Below are 18922 nucleotides of genomic sequence, written 5' to 3' on the forward strand. Positions count from 1 at the left end.
TATGGGATCAAAGAATTGCCCGGAAACTCCGAGGCAAAAAATGATAAACATGATGTACATCGTCCTCACGGCATTGTTGGCGTTAAACGTTGCTGCTGAGGTGCTCGAGGCGTTCAGGGTTGTTAACTCAAGTCTCATGCAAACCCTCGATGCCGTAGAAATGCAAAACAGGCAGATGTACTTGTCTTTCGATCAGGCATACGCCGAAAATCCAACGAAAGTTCAGGAATGGAAAGAAAAGGCGGATGACGTGAAACAAAATTCGAAAGAAATGATCGATTATGTTTCAACATTGAAAGACGAACTGGTAAACTACTCAGGAAGCAAACCTGTTAACGAAGATAACGAAGTTAATGATGAAGATTATTACCACGTTACCATCGACGGAGATACGCTTGAAATAGGTAAGGTTGACGACTTGAATGGTCCCTCTGAGTTTTTGATAACCCAGGGAAGAGCAACAGAGTTGAGACAAAAGATTGACGATTACAAAGCATTTTTGGTCGATCTGCTTGGTGAAGACAACGAAGAACTCAAGAAAACGATCTCGAGTGAGTTAAACACTGACGATCCGAGAGGTAACCTCAAGGAGGGAAAGGAAAAAATGTCGTGGGAATCGGAACATTTCGAAAACAAGCCACTCATTGCCGTTCTGACCCTTTTATCTAAAATACAGATCGATGTAAAAAACTCGGAATCAAACGTAGTGAAATACCTGTACGCTGAAATTGATGCAGGTTCGTTCAAATTTAACCGTTTGGGAGCACAGGTAATTGCCAACTCGAATACCGTTCTGATGGGCGACGAGTATAAAGCAGATGTATTTCTGGCGGCTGAAGATACCACCCAGCAACCCCAAATTATCATCAATAATCGTGAGGCTGAAGTGAAAGAAGGAAAAGCCACCTACATTGGGGCTACCGATAAACCCGGATTTTTTAAATGGAGTGGATTGATTAAATACAAAACTCCGGGCGGAATTATTAAAAGCTATCCGTTCGAGCAGGAATACCAGGTTGTACAACCCAGTGTAACCATGTCGGCCACCAAAATGAATGTGTTCTACAAAGGTTTGAAAAACCCATTCGAAGTAAGTGGTGGTTCAATTCCAAGCGAGAATCTTTCAGTTACCATGACCAATGGTAAAATTACCAGATCAGGTAATGATTTCATTATTGAGCCAAACGAACTGGATGAACAGGGTAGAAGAACCAAGGTAACGGTTTATGCCAATATCAACGGAGAACGTCGTTTAATTGGGACTACAGATTGGCGTGTTAAGAAAGTACCGGATCCGGTGGCACAAGTTGCACAGCAATCAGGAGGTAATATTCGAAAAGAAGTACTGGCGATTCAAGACGGAGTGGCAGCCGTTTTAAAAGATTTCGACTTCGAATTTAAATACACGGTTACCGAGTTTACTCTTGAAACGCCGGGAGCAGGCGGTTTTACAAACCGTTATCCAACCAAAGGAAACCGCTTTACCCAGGAACAGAAAACTGCATTAAGTAGAGTTAATGTAAATACCCGTATATATATTGGAGATATAAAAGCTATTGGAGATGACGGGACCACAAGGGATCTTGATCCTATTACATTTATGATAAAATAACAAGTTATGAAAAAGTTAGTTATCTATATTGGTATCGTAGCCCTCGTATTTAGCATGGGAAATAAAGCCGATGCGCAAATCGTTAACGGGGCATACAAACAAAACGATATTTACGAGAAAAAACCGATGCCGCTGGTTTCAGTAAGGGAAGCCGACGTGTTTTGGTCGAAAAAAATCTGGCGCATCATCGATTTGCGCGAGAAAATGAATATTCCGCTGTATTATCCGACCTATGAAATGGAAGGAAGAATTAATCTGATCAATCTTTTACTGTCGGGCATTGAAAATGGACAACTGACGCCTTATGATGCACAAGCAGATGATGATTTTAAAATTCCAATGAGTTACGCCCAGGTGAAAGAGCGTTTTGGAGCTAAAGCTACTACGCAGGAAAAAATCAATTTCGATACCGGCGAAAGAGAAACAGTTACAGTTCAGGGTGAAATTCGTCCTAACGAGATTAAACAATACATGCTGAAAGAAGAATGGTATTTTGATAAGCAAACTTCGGCCTTGCATGTACGCATTCTTGGTATTTGCCCGATTCGAGAATACATGCGCGAGGGTGATACATCGGGACAGGTTCAGCGTCAGAAATTGTTTTGGGTTTATTTTCCCGAAGCACGACCAATACTGGCCACCAACCTGGCATTAAATCCATACAACGATGCACGTCAACAGAGCTTCGATGATATTTTTATCAAAAGAATGTTCAACAGTTACATCGTAAAAGAATCTAACATGTACAATAACCGCGATATCAGTGCATACCTGGTTGGAAAAAATGCAATGCTCGAATCGAAACGTATTGAGGACAAGATCTTCAATTACGAACAAGACCTTTGGGAATATTAATTCAAAATATAAACCATATTCAGCCTTATGGAAACATAAGGCTTTTTTTTGAGGCAATTTAAGTTTCATTGAAACGTTTTTTTACAGGAGTTTGACCCGATTAATTGCATGAAAAGATGGATAACATACACAATTGTACTTGCAGCAGTGCTGTTGTTATCGTCATGTGCAAAAGACAATCAAAATCAATACCTCACGCTGGGGAAAGGCACCAGTAAAAAATACTTCGAACCCACACCTTACGGGATGGTGTACATCGATCGTGGTTCCTTCAATATTGGGGCAAACGACGACGAATTACAGGGAGTTAATGCACCCAACAAACGAATTTCTACAGAAGCATTTTGGATTGATGATACCGAGATTACCAATAACGAATATCGTCAGTTTGTATATTGGGTGCGCGATAAACGTGCAAGGGAACTTCTGGGACAAACCTACACCGATTTTTTAATTACGGAAGACAAGTACGGCAATCCGATCGATCCACCCGAAATAAACTGGGACGAGCGCATTGAATGGAATGATGTGGATTATCAGAATGCCATGGATGAGCTCTACCTGCCGGAGCAGGATCGGTTTAATTATAGAAAGACCATTGACACGCGTAAACTGGTATATGAATATTACTGGATAGATTATAAGCAGGCAGCCAAACGCAGCAATGCCTATAATTACGAAACGCAACGTTACGAAGGAAATGTACGGAATGAAGAAGGGGAGCTTGTACCCATTCAGAACCGATCATCGTTTTTAATGCGCGAATCGGTTCCAGTTTATCCCGATACTTTGTGCTGGATCAGAGATTTTGCTTATACTTACAATGAACCCTTTACTATCAAATACTTTTCGCACCCTGCTTTCGATGATTACCCCGTGGTGGGTGTTACTTGGAAACAGGCCAAGGCATTTTGCGACTGGCGGACCAATTTGAAAGGTTTTGAAGTGAAACGTTCTAATGAATCACCGCCGCACGATTTTCGTTTGCCTACTGAAAGTGAGTGGGAAGTGGCTGCCCGCGGTGGAATGATGAACAACAAATATCCCTGGGGCAGTTATTATGCAAGAAACGTAAACGGTTGTTTTGTAGCCAATTTTAAACCCAACCGCGGGAATTATGTGGCGGATAGCGAAACTTCGACCACAGCAATGAAAGTGGGTACTTTTGATCCGAATCCTTATGGTGTTTACGATATGGCCGGGAATGTGGCGGAATGGACTTCTACCGCTTATTTTGAAGCCGCTTATGAAACCGTTCATGATTTGAATCCTGAGATTCAGTATGACGCTCGTCCTGATGATCCCCCGGTGATGAAAAGAAAAGTGATCAGAGGCGGTTCATGGAAAGATGTGGCTTACTTTATTCAAACTTCAACACGAACTTTTGAATACCAGGACACCGCAAAATCGTACGTTGGATTCCGCTGTGTACGTACTTCATTCCGTAATGAACTTCGCGGAAAGTAGAATCAAATTTCTTAAAACTTAATATTTAATCCTGCAAATACTGTGGTTCCGGGCATGGTGTAATAGCGATTCACTTCATAACTTGTATTCAACAGGTTCTCGCCACTCAGAAAAATGTTTAAATGCTTATTTATCCGATACATGGCTTTGGCATTAAGCAAAGTGTAGCTCTCTTTATTTACAAGCGGTGACGGATCGTTATCCAGGTTGGAAACCTGCTGTATATTTGCGGCCATTTGAAGCTTTTGAAGGCGGTAGGTTGCATTTAGGTAGAAATGATGTTCAGGTGTTGCATATACCGGAGATTCCATGTTGATGTAGCTGTACGTGGCATCGAGTGTAAGTTGTTTTGTGGCTTCGGCCCGTAAAGCCATTTCTACACCCTTATTAGATACCTCTCCAGTGTTCTGGTAGCCGTTTGGTGGACCAACATTTACGATCAGATTATCTCCTTCAACCATGAAAACAGTTAGTTCCGCATACAGGCGCTGGTCAAAAAAGGCTTTTGAAACGCCTGTTTCATAGTTCCAGATGCTTTCGGGATCGAGCGAAGGGTTTGGCCACCACATAAACAATTCACGCATTGTTGGGCTTCTAAAACCTTTCGAGACATTTCCTTTCCAGGTAAAACTTTTATCGAAACCATAAGAAAAGCCCAGCGAAGGAATCCACACATCGCCGTAAACACTATGATGCTGATAGCGCAGTCCTGCGTTTAGGATGAGTTTTCCAAATTCTTGTTGGGTGAAGGTATATAAGCCAAATTCCGAAATCGTTGTGTCGGCAAACAGGATTCCGTTACCGTTCATGGCAAATGTGTTTTCAGCCATTCCTCCATAATTCATGAAATCAAAACCTGCAGTCAGTGTATTCCTTTTAAACAAGTTGAAAGCTTCGTAAAGGTTGATTCCATAATTGTGGTCTGTCGAATGAAAGCCATCCGTAATTTCGTGCTCGCCAAAATTGTAAAAGAGTTTGAGTGCCCCCGACGCTTTATCATACTCATTAAGTAATGTAAATGCCCAGTATCCACGCGTGATGTCAATTTCCTGACCGGGAGAAGCGTTTAAAGTATCCGGTCCCGGGTCGGCAGCATCAAAAGCGGCCAGATTAAAATCGGTGGAAGCCGACAGGTGTTCGTTAAAATTGTATGCCAGTTTTAAATATCCGTTGGTAATGTTGAAATCGGAATGTGGCCGGTGCCCGTCGGTTTGGTCGTGATTGATGGAAGCAAAAGCACTGAATTTGTCTTTCTTAAAACCAAGTGAGCCCATGTACTTTTGGGTGTTGTACGATCCATAGGAAAGTCTTGCATTTCCATGTAACCCTTCAGTGTTTTGTTTTTTTGTGATGATATTGATAACACCTCCCATGGCGTTCGAACCGTACAGAATAGAAGCGGGGCCGCGGATGACTTCAACTCGCTCAACATCAGATGCCACATAAGAATCGGGTAGAGGATGCCCCATAATTCCCATAAACTGGGGATGTCCGTCGATCAGCATCAAAACGCCGGTGGTTGGATTTCCGCCAATCCCGCGAATACTGATCTGGCCGGCCGACCCTGCTGCCACTCCAAAACCCGTAACTCCGCGTTCGGTAACAAATAATCCGGGTACTCTTCCATTAAGAATAGGTAAAACTGCAGATTCATTTGATTCTTCAATCTGAGTTTGATCGACTACTGAAACTGCCATCGGAACACTGTTCCTGTTCACTTTCACCGGCGTTCCGGTAACCACAATTTCATCAATCCGAATCGTATCTTCACTGATTGAGAAGCTTTGGGCATTGACCATCTGAATGCTAAAGATCAATAAAAAAGCTGATAAGATTGCATAGTAAAATTTACTGTTCATACATAAAGCGTGTTACTGTATTGTTGTTTCGTGTTACTAATTGTGCAAAAAAAATCAGCCGGCTTTACTCATTACCAGTTTCCCGTGTTGTATCCCTCGGATACTTATCAATTTGTCGGAGATTTCGGTTAAGATTCGCGATGGTCCTTTTACTGCAATTATTTCCATATAGTTTACTTCGTTGAGGAAAAATCCCTGGGTGGATAATATGTGTTCTTTATATTCAGCTTGAATTTCCGATGATTTTTTCAGCACTTCGGTTTTCGACTGGTTAAAAACCAATACCACGGCTCCTGCAACAATGTTATCGCACTTCCACTTTTCTTCCACCATATTTTTCTCGATTAGGTGGCGAATGGCCTGCGAACGGTTCGAAAAACCGTTATCTGAAACGTAGCTATCCAGTGCTTTCAGCAATTCTTCATCAAGCGAAACTCCAAAGCGCGAAACAGACATGGTGTTACTTTTTTGCTAATTAGTAACACGAATATAGGAAAAACATTTAACCTCTGAAGCATTTTCAACTTTTACATTCTAATTTAGATTGAAATTCGGAGTAAGATTTACCAAAAGATCAGTGGGGAAAAGTTGTATATTTAGTTGGAATCCGGAATCAATATAAAAACAAAAAATATGGCCACAATTGAAACGATTTATTTGGGTGAACTACGCACTGAGAACGAGCACCTGCAATCGGGAAATAAAGTGATTACCGATGCTCCCATCGACAATCGGGGTAAAGGCGAATTTTTTTCGCCAACCGATCTGCTGGCAACCGCTTTGGGAAGTTGCATTATGACGATTATGGGAATTACAACCCGCGACAATAGCATCGATATTGAAGGAACAAAAGTGAACGTGACGAAAATTATGGCTTCTGATCCGCGACGCGTAGCTGAAGTGATCGTTGAATTCGATTTCCCGAAGAAAAATTACAGCAATGAAGAAAAACGCATAGTTGAAAGTGTGGCAGGTACGAGTCCGGTTCCACTGAGTTTGCATCCCGATTTAAAACAAACCATCAGCTTTATCTGGTAGTTAATATTTTATAAGCTTTTCACGGAAGATGTTTTTGCGCGTTTCAACCTTCAGCAGGTATGTTCCTGAACTGAGGTTGCTTATGTTCAGCATATTGTTGCTTCCGTTGAATACTTTTAGCAATTCGCCGTCCATCGAATAAATACTGCTTTTTATCAGTTGATCGTTATCGGGCATCGACAGATTCAACAGGCCTATACTCGGATTTGGGTAAATGTTAAGCCGTTGTTTTTGTGAAACCTCAGGTACCTTAACAATTTGCGATAATCGTGAAATCAACCAATAATCCGGATCGAGTTCGATTTTTGCTACTTCAAATCCGGGGTCTAAAGTGAATACCTGGTTATTGGAAGTATTGTTTAACGTGAAATCAGCCGATTTAGTGCGATCGGAATTGTAAAACCTCACAGGTACGGGCATTTCAAAGAATTCAACTGAAGTATGCGAAGTCGTCTGCGACATTTGGATTTCAACCTTGTTATTTTCTTTTAACCAGTAAGTGAGCGTATAAATCGGATAACCTTCGCCATAATACCAATCCTCAAAAAACGCTTGCAAGGTTGTGTCTCCAGCCTGCTCCATATGTGCCACCAATTGGTCGTTGGTAGCAAAACCATTGGCAACTTCCGGATCGTTAAAATAGTTCTGCAGTCCGGCGTAAAATGCGTCATCGCCAATTACCCAGCGTAGCATGTGCAACAGGTACGATCCTTTGAGATAAGAAAGCCGGTAATTAAAAATACGACTAACAGAAGCAGTATCGTCAACAAAAACAGAACCTGCTGTACTGTTGGTAATTTGCTCAACGGTCGATTTTTTCCACGAGGGCCATTCTTCCGGTCGCAAGCGTTCAATGGCCAGCGCGTTCAAGTAAGTGGCAAAACCCTCATTCAGCCAAATGTCCTGCCAGGTGCCAAGTGTAATGTAATCGCCAAACCATTGGTGCGCCATTTCGTGAGCGATCAGGCGGAAAGTAAAAGCTCCCATAAAACTCATGGTTTGATGCTCCATTCCCCCTCCCCAGCCAAACTGCGCGTGCCCGTATTTTTCATTGGCAAACGGATATTCTCCGATCAGCTCGTTGTAAAGCTGCATGATTTCTGTGCTGATCCCGGTTTTGGTTTTTGTGTCTTCCAATTGTTCCGGGTAAACGTAATTCAGAATATCGATGGAACGGCCGTCATTTAAGTACAATGTATCGGAATAGGTGGCGTAATTCGTTACTGCTATAGCGACAAGGTAAGTGGCAATGGGATAGCGATGCTTCCAGTGCATCACTCTTCTACCGTTTTCAACCTCATCCGAAATCACGACTCCGTTGCTGGCTGTCCGGTAAATTTCCGGCGTGCTCACAATAATGTCCATCGAGTCGATTTTGTCGGCCAGCGATTGTTTGCAAGGCCACCATTCCATGGCACCGTAAGGTTCTGAAAGTGTCCAAAGAACCGGCGTATTTCCCGGGCCGTGAGTATTTGCTTCAAACGAACCGAATCCTGAACTGGGAGGCACTCCACGATAATAAATCGACACAGAATCGATCGTTCCCGAATTCATTTCCGACAAGAGGATGATCAATTTATTTACGGAATGAATAAAAGCAATACTTGAGTTGTGATAAACAATGGAATCGACCTGCAGATTTTGGTGAAGATCCATGTACAGCGTATCCAATTCGGTTACTTTGCTTTTGAAGTGTGAAGTTACTTTCCCCGAAATGTACCGCACCGCCGGATCGATTTCCCATTCCATTCGTTGGTAAACAAAATCGGTTTCGTTGTAGGCGCCGCTTTCTACAAACGAGCGGGTATTCAGAAAAGCTTTTTTTTCATCAACTACAAAAGTAGTATCACCCAGAAAAATATCCTGACTTTTTGCTCCGATGAATAGCACTATCAGAAAAAGTGTTACACCAATAGATCGTATCATGGAATAAAAATACAAAACAGAAACGAGCTCTAAAACCGGACAGTAAAAAAGGCGGAACTCAAGAAAGTGCCGCCTGTATATTTTGTTGAAAAAAGTTCATTTATTTTTCCAGTTCTTTCCAAACCAGAGCACTGGCGCCAACAATAGCTGCATCGCCCATTTTTAGTTTCGAAGGAAGAATTTTGATCTTGTTTTTAAAGATCGGGAGCAGGTGTTTCTCCATGCTCTTTTTTGTTGGTGTGAAAATATAATCGCCTGCGGCAGTTGGTCCGCCAAACAGGAAAACAGCTTCCGGACTCAGGTGATGTACGGTGTCAGCAAGTCCCTGTCCGAGCCATTCGCCTGTTTTTTCGAAAACTTCAAGTGCAATTTTATCGCCTTTTTCAGCAGCTTCAAAAATCATTTTCGAATCGAGTTCTTTGAATGATTTGTCGGCCAGCAAACTGTCGTTGGCATTGTAATGAGCCATCAATTCAAACGCAGTACGTTTCATTCCCGGTGCCGAACAATAAGCTTCGAGGTGACCCAGAGAAGTACATCCGCAAAGTCTTCCTCCCGGTATCAGTGTGGTGTGTCCGCACTCGCCTGCAAAGCCATCGTGACCGTATACCAGGTCGCCGTTAACAACAACTCCGCTTCCAACTCCGGTTCCCAAAGTAAACATTACAAAGTTATCCATTCCTTTTGCTCCGCCATAGATCATTTCTCCAAGTGCAGCAGCATTCGCATCGTTGGTTAATGCAATCGCTTCCAGGTCGGGGAAATGTTTGCGTAAAAGTTCAACAAAAGGTACCATGCCCTGAAAGGACAGGTTCGGCGCATATTCAATGGTTCCGCTGTAATAGTTGCCGTTCGGAGCTCCAATTCCAACACCAAGTATTTCAATATCTTGATTAAGGAGTTTAACCGATTTTATCAATTCTTTGATTGCGGCCGCAAGGTCATATATATAAAGATCAATATCTCCGTGAGAGGGAGTTGAAATATTATCTTTTACCATTACATTTCCTTCGGAGTCAACAACGCCGATGGCTGTATTTGTTCCACCAATATCAACACCAATTGTAACTTTTTTCATCGTGTAACTATTATTTTTATTATCAGATTTAGCTTTTTAAGCTGTGGTTGAGCAAAATTAAAAATATTACCGGATTCTCTATGGAAACAATGTGGCAATCGACCAATTTATATGCAATAAAATTAGCTCTTAACTTTTTTTAAGATAGTTTGTTGTAAATTCTCCGGCTTTACTAAATTGAGTTCCGGTTTTTGACAGCTAAAGTGCATGAGAAAAATAAAAGAAATAGTGTTGTGGGTATTCAGGTGGATATTCTTAATTCCGGTTTATATTTACAAATATGCCATTTCGCCATTAACTCCGGCTTCCTGTCGACACATTCCAACGTGTTCGGAATATGCAGTTCAGGCCATAAAAATCCACGGGCCATTTAAAGGATTCTTACTTGCTGTCAGGAGGATATCGCGATGCAATCCCTGGGGTACTGAAGGCTACGATCCGGTCCCGCCTAAGGAAGAGCCAAAAAGAAAGTCTTAATCGTTTAAGGCCGGATTTCAGAAACATAAAACTAAATTTGCAACTTATTGTTCTAAGTGAACAATTTAAAACGGAGATTAATGAAACAGATATTGATTGTTATAACGGCTTTATTTTTATTAGCAGCGTGTGGTACGAACAAAGGAAAGCAGGATGACTCGGGAAGAAAGGTAATTACGGTAAGTATTTTGCCGCAACGAACTTTTGTTGAAAAAATAGTGGGCGATGATTTTGAAGTGAATTTACTGATCCCGCCAGGTTCAAGTCCGGCAGCCTATACGCTTTTACCTTCGCAGCTTAAGGACATTGCCAAGTCAGCCGTGTGGTTTCGAATTGGTTACATCGGGTTCGAGCATTCGTGGAAGGATAAAGTGGCCGAAGCCAACTCAAAAATGAAAGTGATCAATATTTCTGAAGGACTCGACTTGATCGCGGATAAAATAGAGCAGCATGGCGATCATGTTCACATTGATGGTGTTGATCCGCACGTTTGGCTTTCCCCAACATTGGTAAAGCAAATGACAAAGGAAATTTTAGATGAGGTGATCATCCTAAATCAGGATAAGGCTGAAGAATATACGGCGAATTACGAGAAGTTTGCCAGCGAATGTGATCAGCTTGATGCGGAGTTGCGTACAAAGCTCGAACCTTACAAAGGCAGGAAGTTTATAGTATTTCATCCCAGCCTTTCCTATTATGCCCGCGATTACGAACTGGATCAGTATTCGCTGGAAACAGGAGGAAAAGAGCCCACACCTTCGCATCTGAAATCGGTGGTTGATATGGCCAACAACGAAGACATCAGGGTGATTTATATACAAAGTGAGTTTGACCGCGAACATGCCCGGGTTTTTGCCGACGAGATCAACGGAAAGATCATCCAGGTTTGGCCACTCAACCCGGAATGGGAGAAGAATCTCAGGGATATGACAGATACTCTGATAGCCAATTTTTAATGGAAAAACTGCTTAAAATAGAAGATCTTACTTTTGGTTACGACAAACAGCCGGTTTTGGAGAACGTAAACCTTGAAGTGTTTGAAAAAGACTTTTTGGGAGTTATTGGTCCAAACGGAGGTGGCAAAACAACCTTGCTGAAATTGATACTGGGTTTGGTTAAGCCCAACAAAGGGAAGGTTACTTTTGGCTCCGACCTTCAGGGACGGAAAAAGTCGATCGGCTATCTTCCGCAGGTACGTCATATAGACAGGAAATTTCCGATAACCGTTATGGATGTTGTGTTTTCAGGAGCCATTATGCATGACAGGCGTCGTTCGAAAGCTGAAATAAAAGCAGCAGCTGTGCAGCTATTGCACGATATGGGGCTTCTGGAATTAAAAGGAAAAGCTGTTGGCGAACTTTCCGGAGGGCAGATGCAGCGGGTGTTTCTTTGCCGGGCGCTCATAAGCGATCCGAAATTACTGATTCTCGACGAACCCGACACTTTTGTTGATAATCGTTTTGAGGGAGAGTTGTACGAGAAATTGTTGCAACTGAACAAAGAGATTGCCATCATTCTGGTGTCGCACGATGTAGGCACCATTTCCAGTCATGTAAAAACCATTGCCTGCGTCAATAAAAACCTGCATTATCACCCCAGTAACCAGATTTCGGAAGAGCAGCTGGCAGAATACAACTGTCCGATACAGGTGATCACGCATGGCGAAATTCCGCATACCGTATTAAAGCACCACCACTAATATGAGCGCACTGATTGAACTTTTTAATTACGATTTTTTTCAGAAAGCATTTTTGGCAGCCGTTTTTGCCAGTATATCGTGCGGAATCATTGGTAGTTACATAGTGTCGAGGCGTATTGTTTTTATCAGCGGCGGAATTACACATGCTTCTTTTGGTGGAATAGGGCTGGCATTTTTATTGGGATTTAATCCCTTACTGGGCGCCGTTTTATTTGCGGTTGCTGCCGCTTTGGGCATTCAGTTTTTTACCAAAGTAGCTGAAATACGCGAAGATTCGTCTATTGCGATCTGGTGGTCCTTGGGCATGGCACTCGGAATTATTTTTGTGTTTCTTACACCAGGTTACACGCCCAATTTAATGAGCTACCTCTTCGGAAATATCCTGACAGTAACCAGTTCGGAACTGTGGTGGATGTTGACATTGAACCTGGTCATCACAGGTTTTTTTGCCTTATTCTTCCAAAAAATATTGTACATCGCTTTTGATGAAGAATTTGCGCGAACGGCAGGATTACCCGTTCAACTATTTAATTATCTGATAATTGTCCTAATTGCATTAACGGTAGTATTGAATATCAGGGTTGTTGGAATTATTCTTATCCTATCGTTGTTAACCATTCCGCAGGCTTCAGCCAACCTATTTACCAAAGATTTTAAAGCATTGCTGATCCTGTCATCGGTATTTGCTTTTGTAGGTACCATTGCCGGCCTGTTTATATCTTACTTTTTAGATATTCCTTCGGGAGCGGCTATCATATTCACGCTCGTGGTTATGTTTGCTATTTTACGCATCGGCAAAGCACTGGTATAATGTTAGGTCAGAAGAAAGAAAAATATTACCATTGCGAGAACTGTGGTTTCCGGTTTTCGAATCTCGATGTTACACGGGTTTGCAGCAATTGCTTTGCCTGTACAGGGTGCGAAATTTACACATGTCCGCAGTGCGAAAAGGAGGTCGTCGTAAAACCCATGAAACAAAATCTGCACTCGAAATAATCCTTTCGAGCCTCCAATCCTTAGCTAAAAAAACCATAAATCTTGCGCATAAAACATGTTGTTTCTGAACAAAGAATAATGTATTTTCGTCGCGTGTTTTAACACATCAATTCGGGATTATCCGTAATCAAAAACTGCCCTGACGATTATTGTCAGGGCAGTTTGCTGTTTACTAAGGTATAACGGGTTTAAATTGTTTCTTTAAAGTATTTTACCGTACCTACTTTTAGTTCCATAGTAGCTTCTTCATCGCAAACAATAATCCCATTCGAATGGGCCTGTAATGCTGAAAGTGTCCACATATGATTCATGCCGTTTTCAACTACATTTTGCAGGGCACGGGCTTTTTTATATCCGTTAACAAGAACCAACACTTCTTTTGAATCGAGTACTGTTTGCACACCAACCGTTAGTGCTTGTTTGGGCACTTTTGTCAGGTCGTTTTCAAAAAAGCGCGAGTTGGCCATAATGGTATCGTAGTTCAGATCGACCAAACGCGTGCGCGATTGCAGCGACGAACCCGGAACATTAAAAGCCAGGTGACCATCGGCGCCCATACCTCCCATAAAAAGTTCTATTCCGCCAAAGCTTGCAATTTTGGCTTCATATTCTTCACACTCTTTATTGAGGTCGCTTGCATTTCCATCCAGGATGTGAATGTTCGCTTTCTGAATATCGATATGACTAAAAAAGTACTCAAACATAAAACTATGGTAACTCTCCGGATGATCTTCGGCAATGCCAACGTATTCGTCCATGTTAAAGGTTACCACATTTTTAAAAGAAACCTTCCCGGCTTTATTCAGCTCGATTAAGGCTTTGTAAGTCCCGATCGGTGTCGATCCGGTTGGTAAGCCAAGTACAAATGGTTTATCGGCAGTTGGTTGAAATTTGTTGATGCGATCGGCGATATGATTTGCAGCCCAGCGGCTGAGTTCGTCGTAGTTGTTCTGTATTATTAATCTCATTACTAATTTTTTTGAAGCGTTTTCTTGGTTGTTATTCCATGGCTTTACCCAGTTTCTGCGATTCTTCAAGAAACTGTTCAACCGTAAGTTCGCGGTGATAGATCATTCCGTGAGTGGCACGCAACAAGGGCGATTCGTTCTGGTAAAAATAGTTTTTACCCAGCAGCAACTGGATCTGTTTGTGTTGTTCAACCCAAACACGCTGCGTCAGGTCGCTAAATGCACCATCGTGCTGATAACTTGGGAACGAAGCATTTACCTGTGTGATGTAACATTCTTTAAACGATTTTTCGAGCGTAGCCAGCGAGTTCAGCGAAACCGGCACCAGTACCTCAACATCCCACGGATTGTAACGGAACCAAACGTTACGGTAACCAACAATGCGCAGATTACTCAGGTCTTCTTCCTTGTTCCAGGCTTCAACCGCTTTGGCAGTTGCCTGTAATACTTTGTAATGCGTATCCGGACCGCTTCCCTGCGGATCCATCGCCAGACTGATTACCGTTGGCTTATATTTTCTGAAATCTTCCAATATGGGGAGCACATCATTTTCGTAATTCGACTCGCCGCGGTAAAAACCAAGGTGCAGGTGGTGAACGTTTTTCACCATAATTCCGTAGTGGGCCCAAACCAGTTCTTCTTCAAATTCGCGGATCATTCCTTTCAACTGTTGAACTTTTGGAGGATTGATTCCACCGTCGTAACTGTTTTTAAGGATAGTGAGTACTTCGTAAATCGCCTCGCGAAGTTCGTCCTGGTTTTTCACCTTCCAGATGGTAACCAGCGCTCTTACCGTACGGTGACAAACACCCCGTCGTTTTTCTTCGTCGTTTTGAGCGGCAATGCTGTCGAGGTAGTGATAAATGTCCTTGTCCCACTTGTATTTGTAGCCGTCTTTAAAGAAATCGGGGAAGTTGATCATTTCGATTGTTCCCTGGTTAAGCAAATCTTTAGTGTCCACCAGAAGGTCGTACAGGAAACTGTTGGTTACCGCATTCGATCCCGATGTCATTACCGAAAAATGCAATTCGTTACTGGCATCGCGCGACTGTCGGTTGGTCGATGGCATAATGCCCAGCATAATATCGTCGTGGTGCGGCCCGGTATGGTAATACACCTGGTTTTGCTCGTGATCCATTCCTTTCTTCAATTTTGCTTCAATGGAATCGATCACGCTTTGAACCGTATCCTTGTTCAGGTCGGGAATCATGCTGCAGTACTTGTCGGCTTTTAAATCGGCAAGTTCCAGTTTCGATCCGAACTTGTTTATTTTTTTGCACAGCTCAATTACTGCGCGCTCTGTTTTCTGATGGTTCCAGGGCGAACATTTGTAATAGCAGTCAATGGCATCTTCGAGTTTTACGGCTGCTCCTTCGGTCAGATAGAAACGTGCATTCTCGAGCCATTGCAACGAAGTGGCCGGGTAATTAACACTGGGTTCGTTTTCCACCGAATGTTTGATGACATCGGCTATAGCTTCACCGGCTGCATAAATAATCGCCTTGTTTTTCGGATTGGCCCGAAGTGTTCCCAAACCGATGGTGATCACCAGCCGGTTTCTTGAAACTTCGATACCGCCGAGGTCAACCGCTATAACGGCTTGCGTTTCGAAATTGGTTTCAGTCAGTCGTGTCGATGAAAAATGAGCCGATCCACGCGTGTTAAAAGCAATATGTCCGTCGGGACCAATGCCGCTCAGGAAAAAGCCGATACCACCTTTTTCCCTGATTTTGTTTTCGTACTGTGTACACCAGTCATCAATTTTAAAGATCGATGCTTTTTGCAGTTGTTCCTGGGCCGTTTTTGCCTCGCGGTAGCGCAACGAAAGGTCAATGGAATTATCCGGGAATACTTCCGAGAAATGTTTTCCATCGGCCAGTTTTATTTCTTCTGAGTTAATCAGCAACGCTTTTTCTTTGTCGAGTCCAAATTCAGCAATGTAGTGTTTAACTGCGTAATTATACAGGCTGTTATGCTGCTCTGGATCAATGGGAAAAAATTCACCCATCTGCACAAAAGAGAGTTCGCTTAGACTGGGTTTTTTAATCCCTGATAAACCATATTTCTCCAGTAATTCTTTCCCTTTTTTGTTGTCCCAGTTATCGAGCAGAAAACGCGTGTAATACTGAAAGTACTGTGCTGTTTTTCCGGTTGGAAGGCTTATAACTCCTTGCGGATTTTTGCTCACCCATTCCAGAAAGCTCAATGCCGAAAGTAATCCCAGCTTCGGAAAACTTTCTGTGGCAATGTAAGGTGTTTTGGTTGAGATCTCCTTTAATTGTGTTTCTTGTAAAAATGCTTCTTCAACTGCTGTTAAATTGTGTTTCATGAGTAATCTTTTCAATCGTAGCTTTATCTTTTTATTCTGATTTTCGAGTATTCAATAAACAGGCACAGAACAATTTTTCAAACATTATGGCTTTATTATTTCTTTTTCGAAAGCTGTTCCAGTGCATAAGCTGCTGCTCCCATGGTTCCGGCCTTTGAACCCAATTCCGAAAATTTAATTTCTGAATCGTTGCTGATATCCCGGTTGCTGTATGTATTTATTGCCTGCTGAATGGGTGCAATAATAAACTGATTGGCAACAGCTACCTGTCCACTGATAATGATTAATTCTGGGTTGAAAATCTGTATCAAAAATGCAATTCCGCGTCCCAGCCATTTCCCGACTTCCGAAAAAAGTGAAATGGCAAACTGGTCACCTGCATTGGCGGCTTTGATGACCACAGTAATATCAATTTTATCCAGATCGTTTTGAATCAACTCTTTAATCAACGATGATTTTCCTTCCTGGATGGCTTCCCGGGCCTGGCGAGCGATGGCCTTTGCCGAAACCACTGTTTCCAAACAGCCTTGTTTGCCGCATACACACAGCGGTCCGTTGTCGACAAGCGGAATGTGTCCGAATTCGCCGGAAAAACCTGATTTCCCGGAATACAGTTTCCCGTTAACAATAATTCCAAGTCCCAATCCCCAGTCGGCCTGCAGCATCAGCACATTTTTCTTGTCCTTGGCCAGTCCAAAATGTTGTTCAGCAAATGCACGGACTTTGGTATCGTGGTTAAAGTAGACAGGTATTCCAAATATCTTTTTCAGTTCTTCGAATAAATTTTCGACACCCGGGAAATAGGTTTTATTAATTCCTTCTTCCAGGTTGATTAACCCGGGCAACTCAATACCGGCTACCAGAATTTTATCTGCCGGGATGTTGCTGTCGCGAACTACTTCATCGAGTTTCTCACTTACCAGCTTAAAAATATCAAGGTCCGATTCCATTTTTATCGGAAAGTAATGCGGCCCGCTAACTTCCTGGTTACAACTGTTAAAAATGGAAATGATGGTCCGGGTAATGTTTATGGTAATTCCAACGACATAGAATCCATCTTCAACAAGTCCGTAAATGTTTGGTCGTCTTCCTCCGCTTGAATCGCCTCTTCCGAGTTCTTTTACCAGTCCTTCATCTATCATTTCAAGTAAAAGACTGTTGATTTTTGGGGTACTCAGTTTAATGCGTTTGGCGAGCTCCGAATTGGAAAGCGGCCCGTTAAAATAGATCGATCGCAGGATGTACTTTTTGTTGGCGATCTTTTTTTGTTCAACCGCCTGACTTTGGTTTACTGCGTTTTTAAATAGTTTCTCCATAGTAATAAATCGTAAAAATCAGAATAAAATACAAAACAGACAAGCATCTTTTTAAAAAAATTACAAAATACTCGATATTTATCCTAAATTTAATCATTGATTTGTAATTCATAAAAAAATAATGTAATTAACTTTTCGTCTTGTATATTTTAAATGATATTTGAGGTGAGGATAAAATCAATAAAAGTTAGTCTGATATGGGATTCAAAAAGGTAGTTTTTTTACTTGCTGTTTTGCTCACTTTTCAGTTGGCCGAAGCGCAGTCGCGCCGCATAATTGCTATTCCCGACATAAACGGCTACAAAACCTTAAAGTGCGATTTTCACATGCATACTGTTTTCTCCGACGGAACAGTGTGGCCAACAGTCAGGGTTGAGGAGGCCTGGGCCGAAGGGCTCGATGCCATATCGATAACCGATCATATCGAATACCGGCCGCATTCGAAAGATGTGGTGGCCGATCATAACCGTTCGTTCGAGATTGCAAGTCCTCTGGCGAGACAACTGGATATTTTGCTTGTTCGCGGAGCTGAAATTACCCGAAGTATGCCACCGGGACACTTAAATGCCTTGTTCATTTCGAATGCCAATTTGCTGGAGCGCGAGGATGTAAACGACGCCATAAAAGAAGCGCGCGATCAGGGCGCATTTCTGTTGTGGAATCACCCCGGATGGAAAGCACAGCAACCCGATACTACACTCTGGTTTGAGGAGCACACGTATCTGCTCAACAATAATATGTTACATGGAATAGAAGTATACAATGCCAGCGAATATTATCCTGAAGCCATTGATTGGGCCAACGAAAAAAAGCTGACCATGTTTGCCAATTCCGATGTGCACGGGCCAATGGATGTGAATGACGGGCACCGTCCGTTAACCCTTGTATTTGCCAAAAGCCGAACTGAAGGAGGAATTAAAGAAGCTTTATTCAGCGGACGAACTGCAGTTTATTTCAACAATACACTGATGGGAAAGTCGGCTTTGCTCGAGCCCTTATTTTTTTCTTCCCTGAAATATAGCGACGCTCCGTTACGTCTGACAAACGGAACAAGTAAAGTGGTGAATATTACTAATAATTCAGATGTAGATTACGAACTGGTTCTGGTGCAACCGGGTGTTGGTCTTGATGCGCCGGAATCGTTAACTTTAAAAGCGCATCATGTAACACCATTAAATTTAAACGGCAACTCCGAAGAAATTGCAAAAACGGGTGAGATCAACCTGTATTACTCGGTTAAGAATATGTTTACAGCTTCCGATGAAAACCTGATCGTAACCTTATCTTTTAAGAATTTATAGT

16 protein-coding genes are annotated in these 18922 nt (G+C 42.4%); 9 read left to right on the plus strand and 7 right to left on the minus strand.

What is annotated here, in order from left to right; translation table 11 throughout:
• Position 1: 1 nt before the first annotated feature.
• From porM to porK, 3 genes are all read left to right on the plus strand, one after another.
• Positions 2-1612, plus strand: a complete 1611-nt coding sequence (gene porM, locus WFY05_RS07510; protein WP_340112156.1) for a type IX secretion system motor protein PorM/GldM — start codon at positions 2-4, stop codon at positions 1610-1612.
• A gap of 6 nt (positions 1613-1618) precedes the next feature.
• Positions 1619-2467 (plus strand): type IX secretion system ring subunit PorN/GldN, encoded by an 849-nt coding sequence (porN, locus tag WFY05_RS07515; RefSeq protein WP_340112157.1) that lies wholly within the window; start codon positions 1619-1621, stop codon positions 2465-2467.
• A 108-nt stretch (positions 2468-2575) separates the two neighbouring features.
• Entirely contained in the window at positions 2576-3934 is a 1359-nt protein-coding gene (gene porK / locus WFY05_RS07520) for a T9SS ring complex lipoprotein PorK/GldK (protein ID WP_340112158.1), read from the plus strand.
• An 11-nt stretch (positions 3935-3945) separates the two neighbouring features.
• On the opposite strand, the gene WFY05_RS07525 is transcribed toward porK, so the two are convergent.
• Together WFY05_RS07525 and nikR are read right to left on the minus strand one after the other, a co-directional pair.
• Positions 3946-5793 carry a TonB-dependent receptor plug domain-containing protein gene (locus WFY05_RS07525; RefSeq protein ID WP_340112159.1) on the minus strand — a complete coding sequence of 616 codons (1848 nt, stop codon included), beginning with the start codon at positions 5791-5793 and terminating at the stop codon, positions 3946-3948.
• 54 nt (positions 5794-5847) lie between these two features.
• Complete coding sequence (gene nikR, locus WFY05_RS07530) at positions 5848-6249, minus strand: nickel-responsive transcriptional regulator NikR (RefSeq protein WP_340112161.1); 402 nt, start codon at positions 6247-6249, stop codon at positions 5848-5850.
• Positions 6250-6426: 177 nt separating this feature from the next.
• On the opposite strand from nikR, the gene WFY05_RS07535 reads away from it, so the two are divergent.
• On the plus strand, positions 6427-6831 hold the full coding sequence (locus tag WFY05_RS07535; protein ID WP_340112162.1) for an OsmC family protein: 405 nt from the start codon (positions 6427-6429) through the stop codon (positions 6829-6831).
• Here WFY05_RS07535 and WFY05_RS07540 read toward each other — a convergent pair whose 3' ends face one another.
• A complete protein-coding gene (locus WFY05_RS07540; RefSeq protein WP_340112163.1) occupies positions 6832-8757 on the minus strand; it encodes a M1 family metallopeptidase in 1926 nt (641 codons plus the stop codon).
• Positions 8758-8857: 100 nt separating this feature from the next.
• Positions 8858-9835, minus strand: coding sequence for an ROK family protein (locus WFY05_RS07545; protein WP_340112164.1), 978 nt, complete (start codon positions 9833-9835; stop codon positions 8858-8860).
• Between the two features lie 207 nt (positions 9836-10042).
• Here WFY05_RS07545 and yidD point away from each other — a divergent pair, with 207 nt between their 5' ends.
• The 4 genes from yidD to WFY05_RS07565 all read left to right on the plus strand — a co-directional run bounded on the left by yidD (position 10043) and on the right by WFY05_RS07565 (position 12822).
• Positions 10043-10312 carry a membrane protein insertion efficiency factor YidD gene (gene yidD / locus WFY05_RS07550; protein WP_340112165.1) on the plus strand — a complete coding sequence of 90 codons (270 nt, stop codon included), beginning with the start codon at positions 10043-10045 and terminating at the stop codon, positions 10310-10312.
• 80 nt (positions 10313-10392) lie between these two features.
• Entirely contained in the window at positions 10393-11268 is an 876-nt protein-coding gene (locus WFY05_RS07555) for a metal ABC transporter solute-binding protein, Zn/Mn family (RefSeq protein WP_340112166.1), read from the plus strand.
• Positions 11268-12011, plus strand: coding sequence for a metal ABC transporter ATP-binding protein (locus WFY05_RS07560; protein ID WP_340112167.1), 744 nt, complete (start codon positions 11268-11270; stop codon positions 12009-12011). Before WFY05_RS07555 ends, WFY05_RS07560 begins: the two co-directional genes overlap by 1 nt.
• A 1-nt stretch (position 12012) precedes the next feature.
• Positions 12013-12822 (plus strand): metal ABC transporter permease, encoded by an 810-nt coding sequence (locus WFY05_RS07565; protein ID WP_340112168.1) that lies wholly within the window; start codon positions 12013-12015, stop codon positions 12820-12822.
• Between the two features lie 373 nt (positions 12823-13195).
• Here the strand turns inward: WFY05_RS07565 and nagB are convergent, their stop codons facing one another.
• The 3 genes from nagB to WFY05_RS07580 all read right to left on the minus strand — a co-directional run bounded on the left by nagB (position 13196) and on the right by WFY05_RS07580 (position 17620).
• Positions 13196-13975, minus strand: coding sequence for a glucosamine-6-phosphate deaminase (gene nagB / locus WFY05_RS07570; RefSeq protein WP_340112169.1), 780 nt, complete (start codon positions 13973-13975; stop codon positions 13196-13198).
• Between the two features lie 31 nt (positions 13976-14006).
• Positions 14007-16304, minus strand: coding sequence for a glucosamine-6-phosphate isomerase (locus tag WFY05_RS07575; RefSeq protein WP_340112170.1), 2298 nt, complete (start codon positions 16302-16304; stop codon positions 14007-14009).
• Positions 16305-16399: 95 nt separating this feature from the next.
• Positions 16400-17620, minus strand: a complete 1221-nt coding sequence (locus tag WFY05_RS07580; RefSeq protein WP_340112171.1) for an ROK family transcriptional regulator — start codon at positions 17618-17620, stop codon at positions 16400-16402.
• 197 nt (positions 17621-17817) lie between these two features.
• Here WFY05_RS07580 and WFY05_RS07585 point away from each other — a divergent pair, with 197 nt between their 5' ends.
• On the plus strand, positions 17818-18921 hold the full coding sequence (locus WFY05_RS07585; RefSeq protein WP_340112172.1) for an Sb-PDE family phosphodiesterase: 1104 nt from the start codon (positions 17818-17820) through the stop codon (positions 18919-18921).
• Position 18922 lies beyond the last annotated feature (1 nt).

The sequence above is a fragment of the Maribellus mangrovi genome (assembly GCF_037646455.1).
Taxonomy (GTDB): domain Bacteria; phylum Bacteroidota; class Bacteroidia; order Bacteroidales; family Prolixibacteraceae; genus Draconibacterium; species Draconibacterium mangrovi_A.

Coding starts and splice junctions, on each gene's coding strand:
- porM (WP_340112156.1), top strand. CDS start 2: ATGGGATCAAAGAATTGCCCGGAAACTCCGAGGCAAAAAATGATAAAC.
- porN (WP_340112157.1), top strand. CDS start 1,619: ATGAAAAAGTTAGTTATCTATATTGGTATCGTAGCCCTCGTATTTAGC.
- porK (WP_340112158.1), top strand. CDS start 2,576: ATGAAAAGATGGATAACATACACAATTGTACTTGCAGCAGTGCTGTTG.
- WFY05_RS07525 (WP_340112159.1), bottom strand. CDS start 5,793: ATGAACAGTAAATTTTACTATGCAATCTTATCAGCTTTTTTATTGATC.
- nikR (WP_340112161.1), bottom strand. CDS start 6,249: ATGTCTGTTTCGCGCTTTGGAGTTTCGCTTGATGAAGAATTGCTGAAA.
- WFY05_RS07535 (WP_340112162.1), top strand. CDS start 6,427: ATGGCCACAATTGAAACGATTTATTTGGGTGAACTACGCACTGAGAAC.
- WFY05_RS07540 (WP_340112163.1), bottom strand. CDS start 8,757: ATGATACGATCTATTGGTGTAACACTTTTTCTGATAGTGCTATTCATC.
- WFY05_RS07545 (WP_340112164.1), bottom strand. CDS start 9,835: ATGAAAAAAGTTACAATTGGTGTTGATATTGGTGGAACAAATACAGCC.
- yidD (WP_340112165.1), top strand. CDS start 10,043: ATGAGAAAAATAAAAGAAATAGTGTTGTGGGTATTCAGGTGGATATTC.
- WFY05_RS07555 (WP_340112166.1), top strand. CDS start 10,393: ATGAAACAGATATTGATTGTTATAACGGCTTTATTTTTATTAGCAGCG.
- WFY05_RS07560 (WP_340112167.1), top strand. CDS start 11,268: ATGGAAAAACTGCTTAAAATAGAAGATCTTACTTTTGGTTACGACAAA.
- WFY05_RS07565 (WP_340112168.1), top strand. CDS start 12,013: ATGAGCGCACTGATTGAACTTTTTAATTACGATTTTTTTCAGAAAGCA.
- nagB (WP_340112169.1), bottom strand. CDS start 13,975: ATGAGATTAATAATACAGAACAACTACGACGAACTCAGCCGCTGGGCT.
- WFY05_RS07575 (WP_340112170.1), bottom strand. CDS start 16,304: ATGAAACACAATTTAACAGCAGTTGAAGAAGCATTTTTACAAGAAACA.
- WFY05_RS07580 (WP_340112171.1), bottom strand. CDS start 17,620: ATGGAGAAACTATTTAAAAACGCAGTAAACCAAAGTCAGGCGGTTGAA.
- WFY05_RS07585 (WP_340112172.1), top strand. CDS start 17,818: ATGGGATTCAAAAAGGTAGTTTTTTTACTTGCTGTTTTGCTCACTTTT.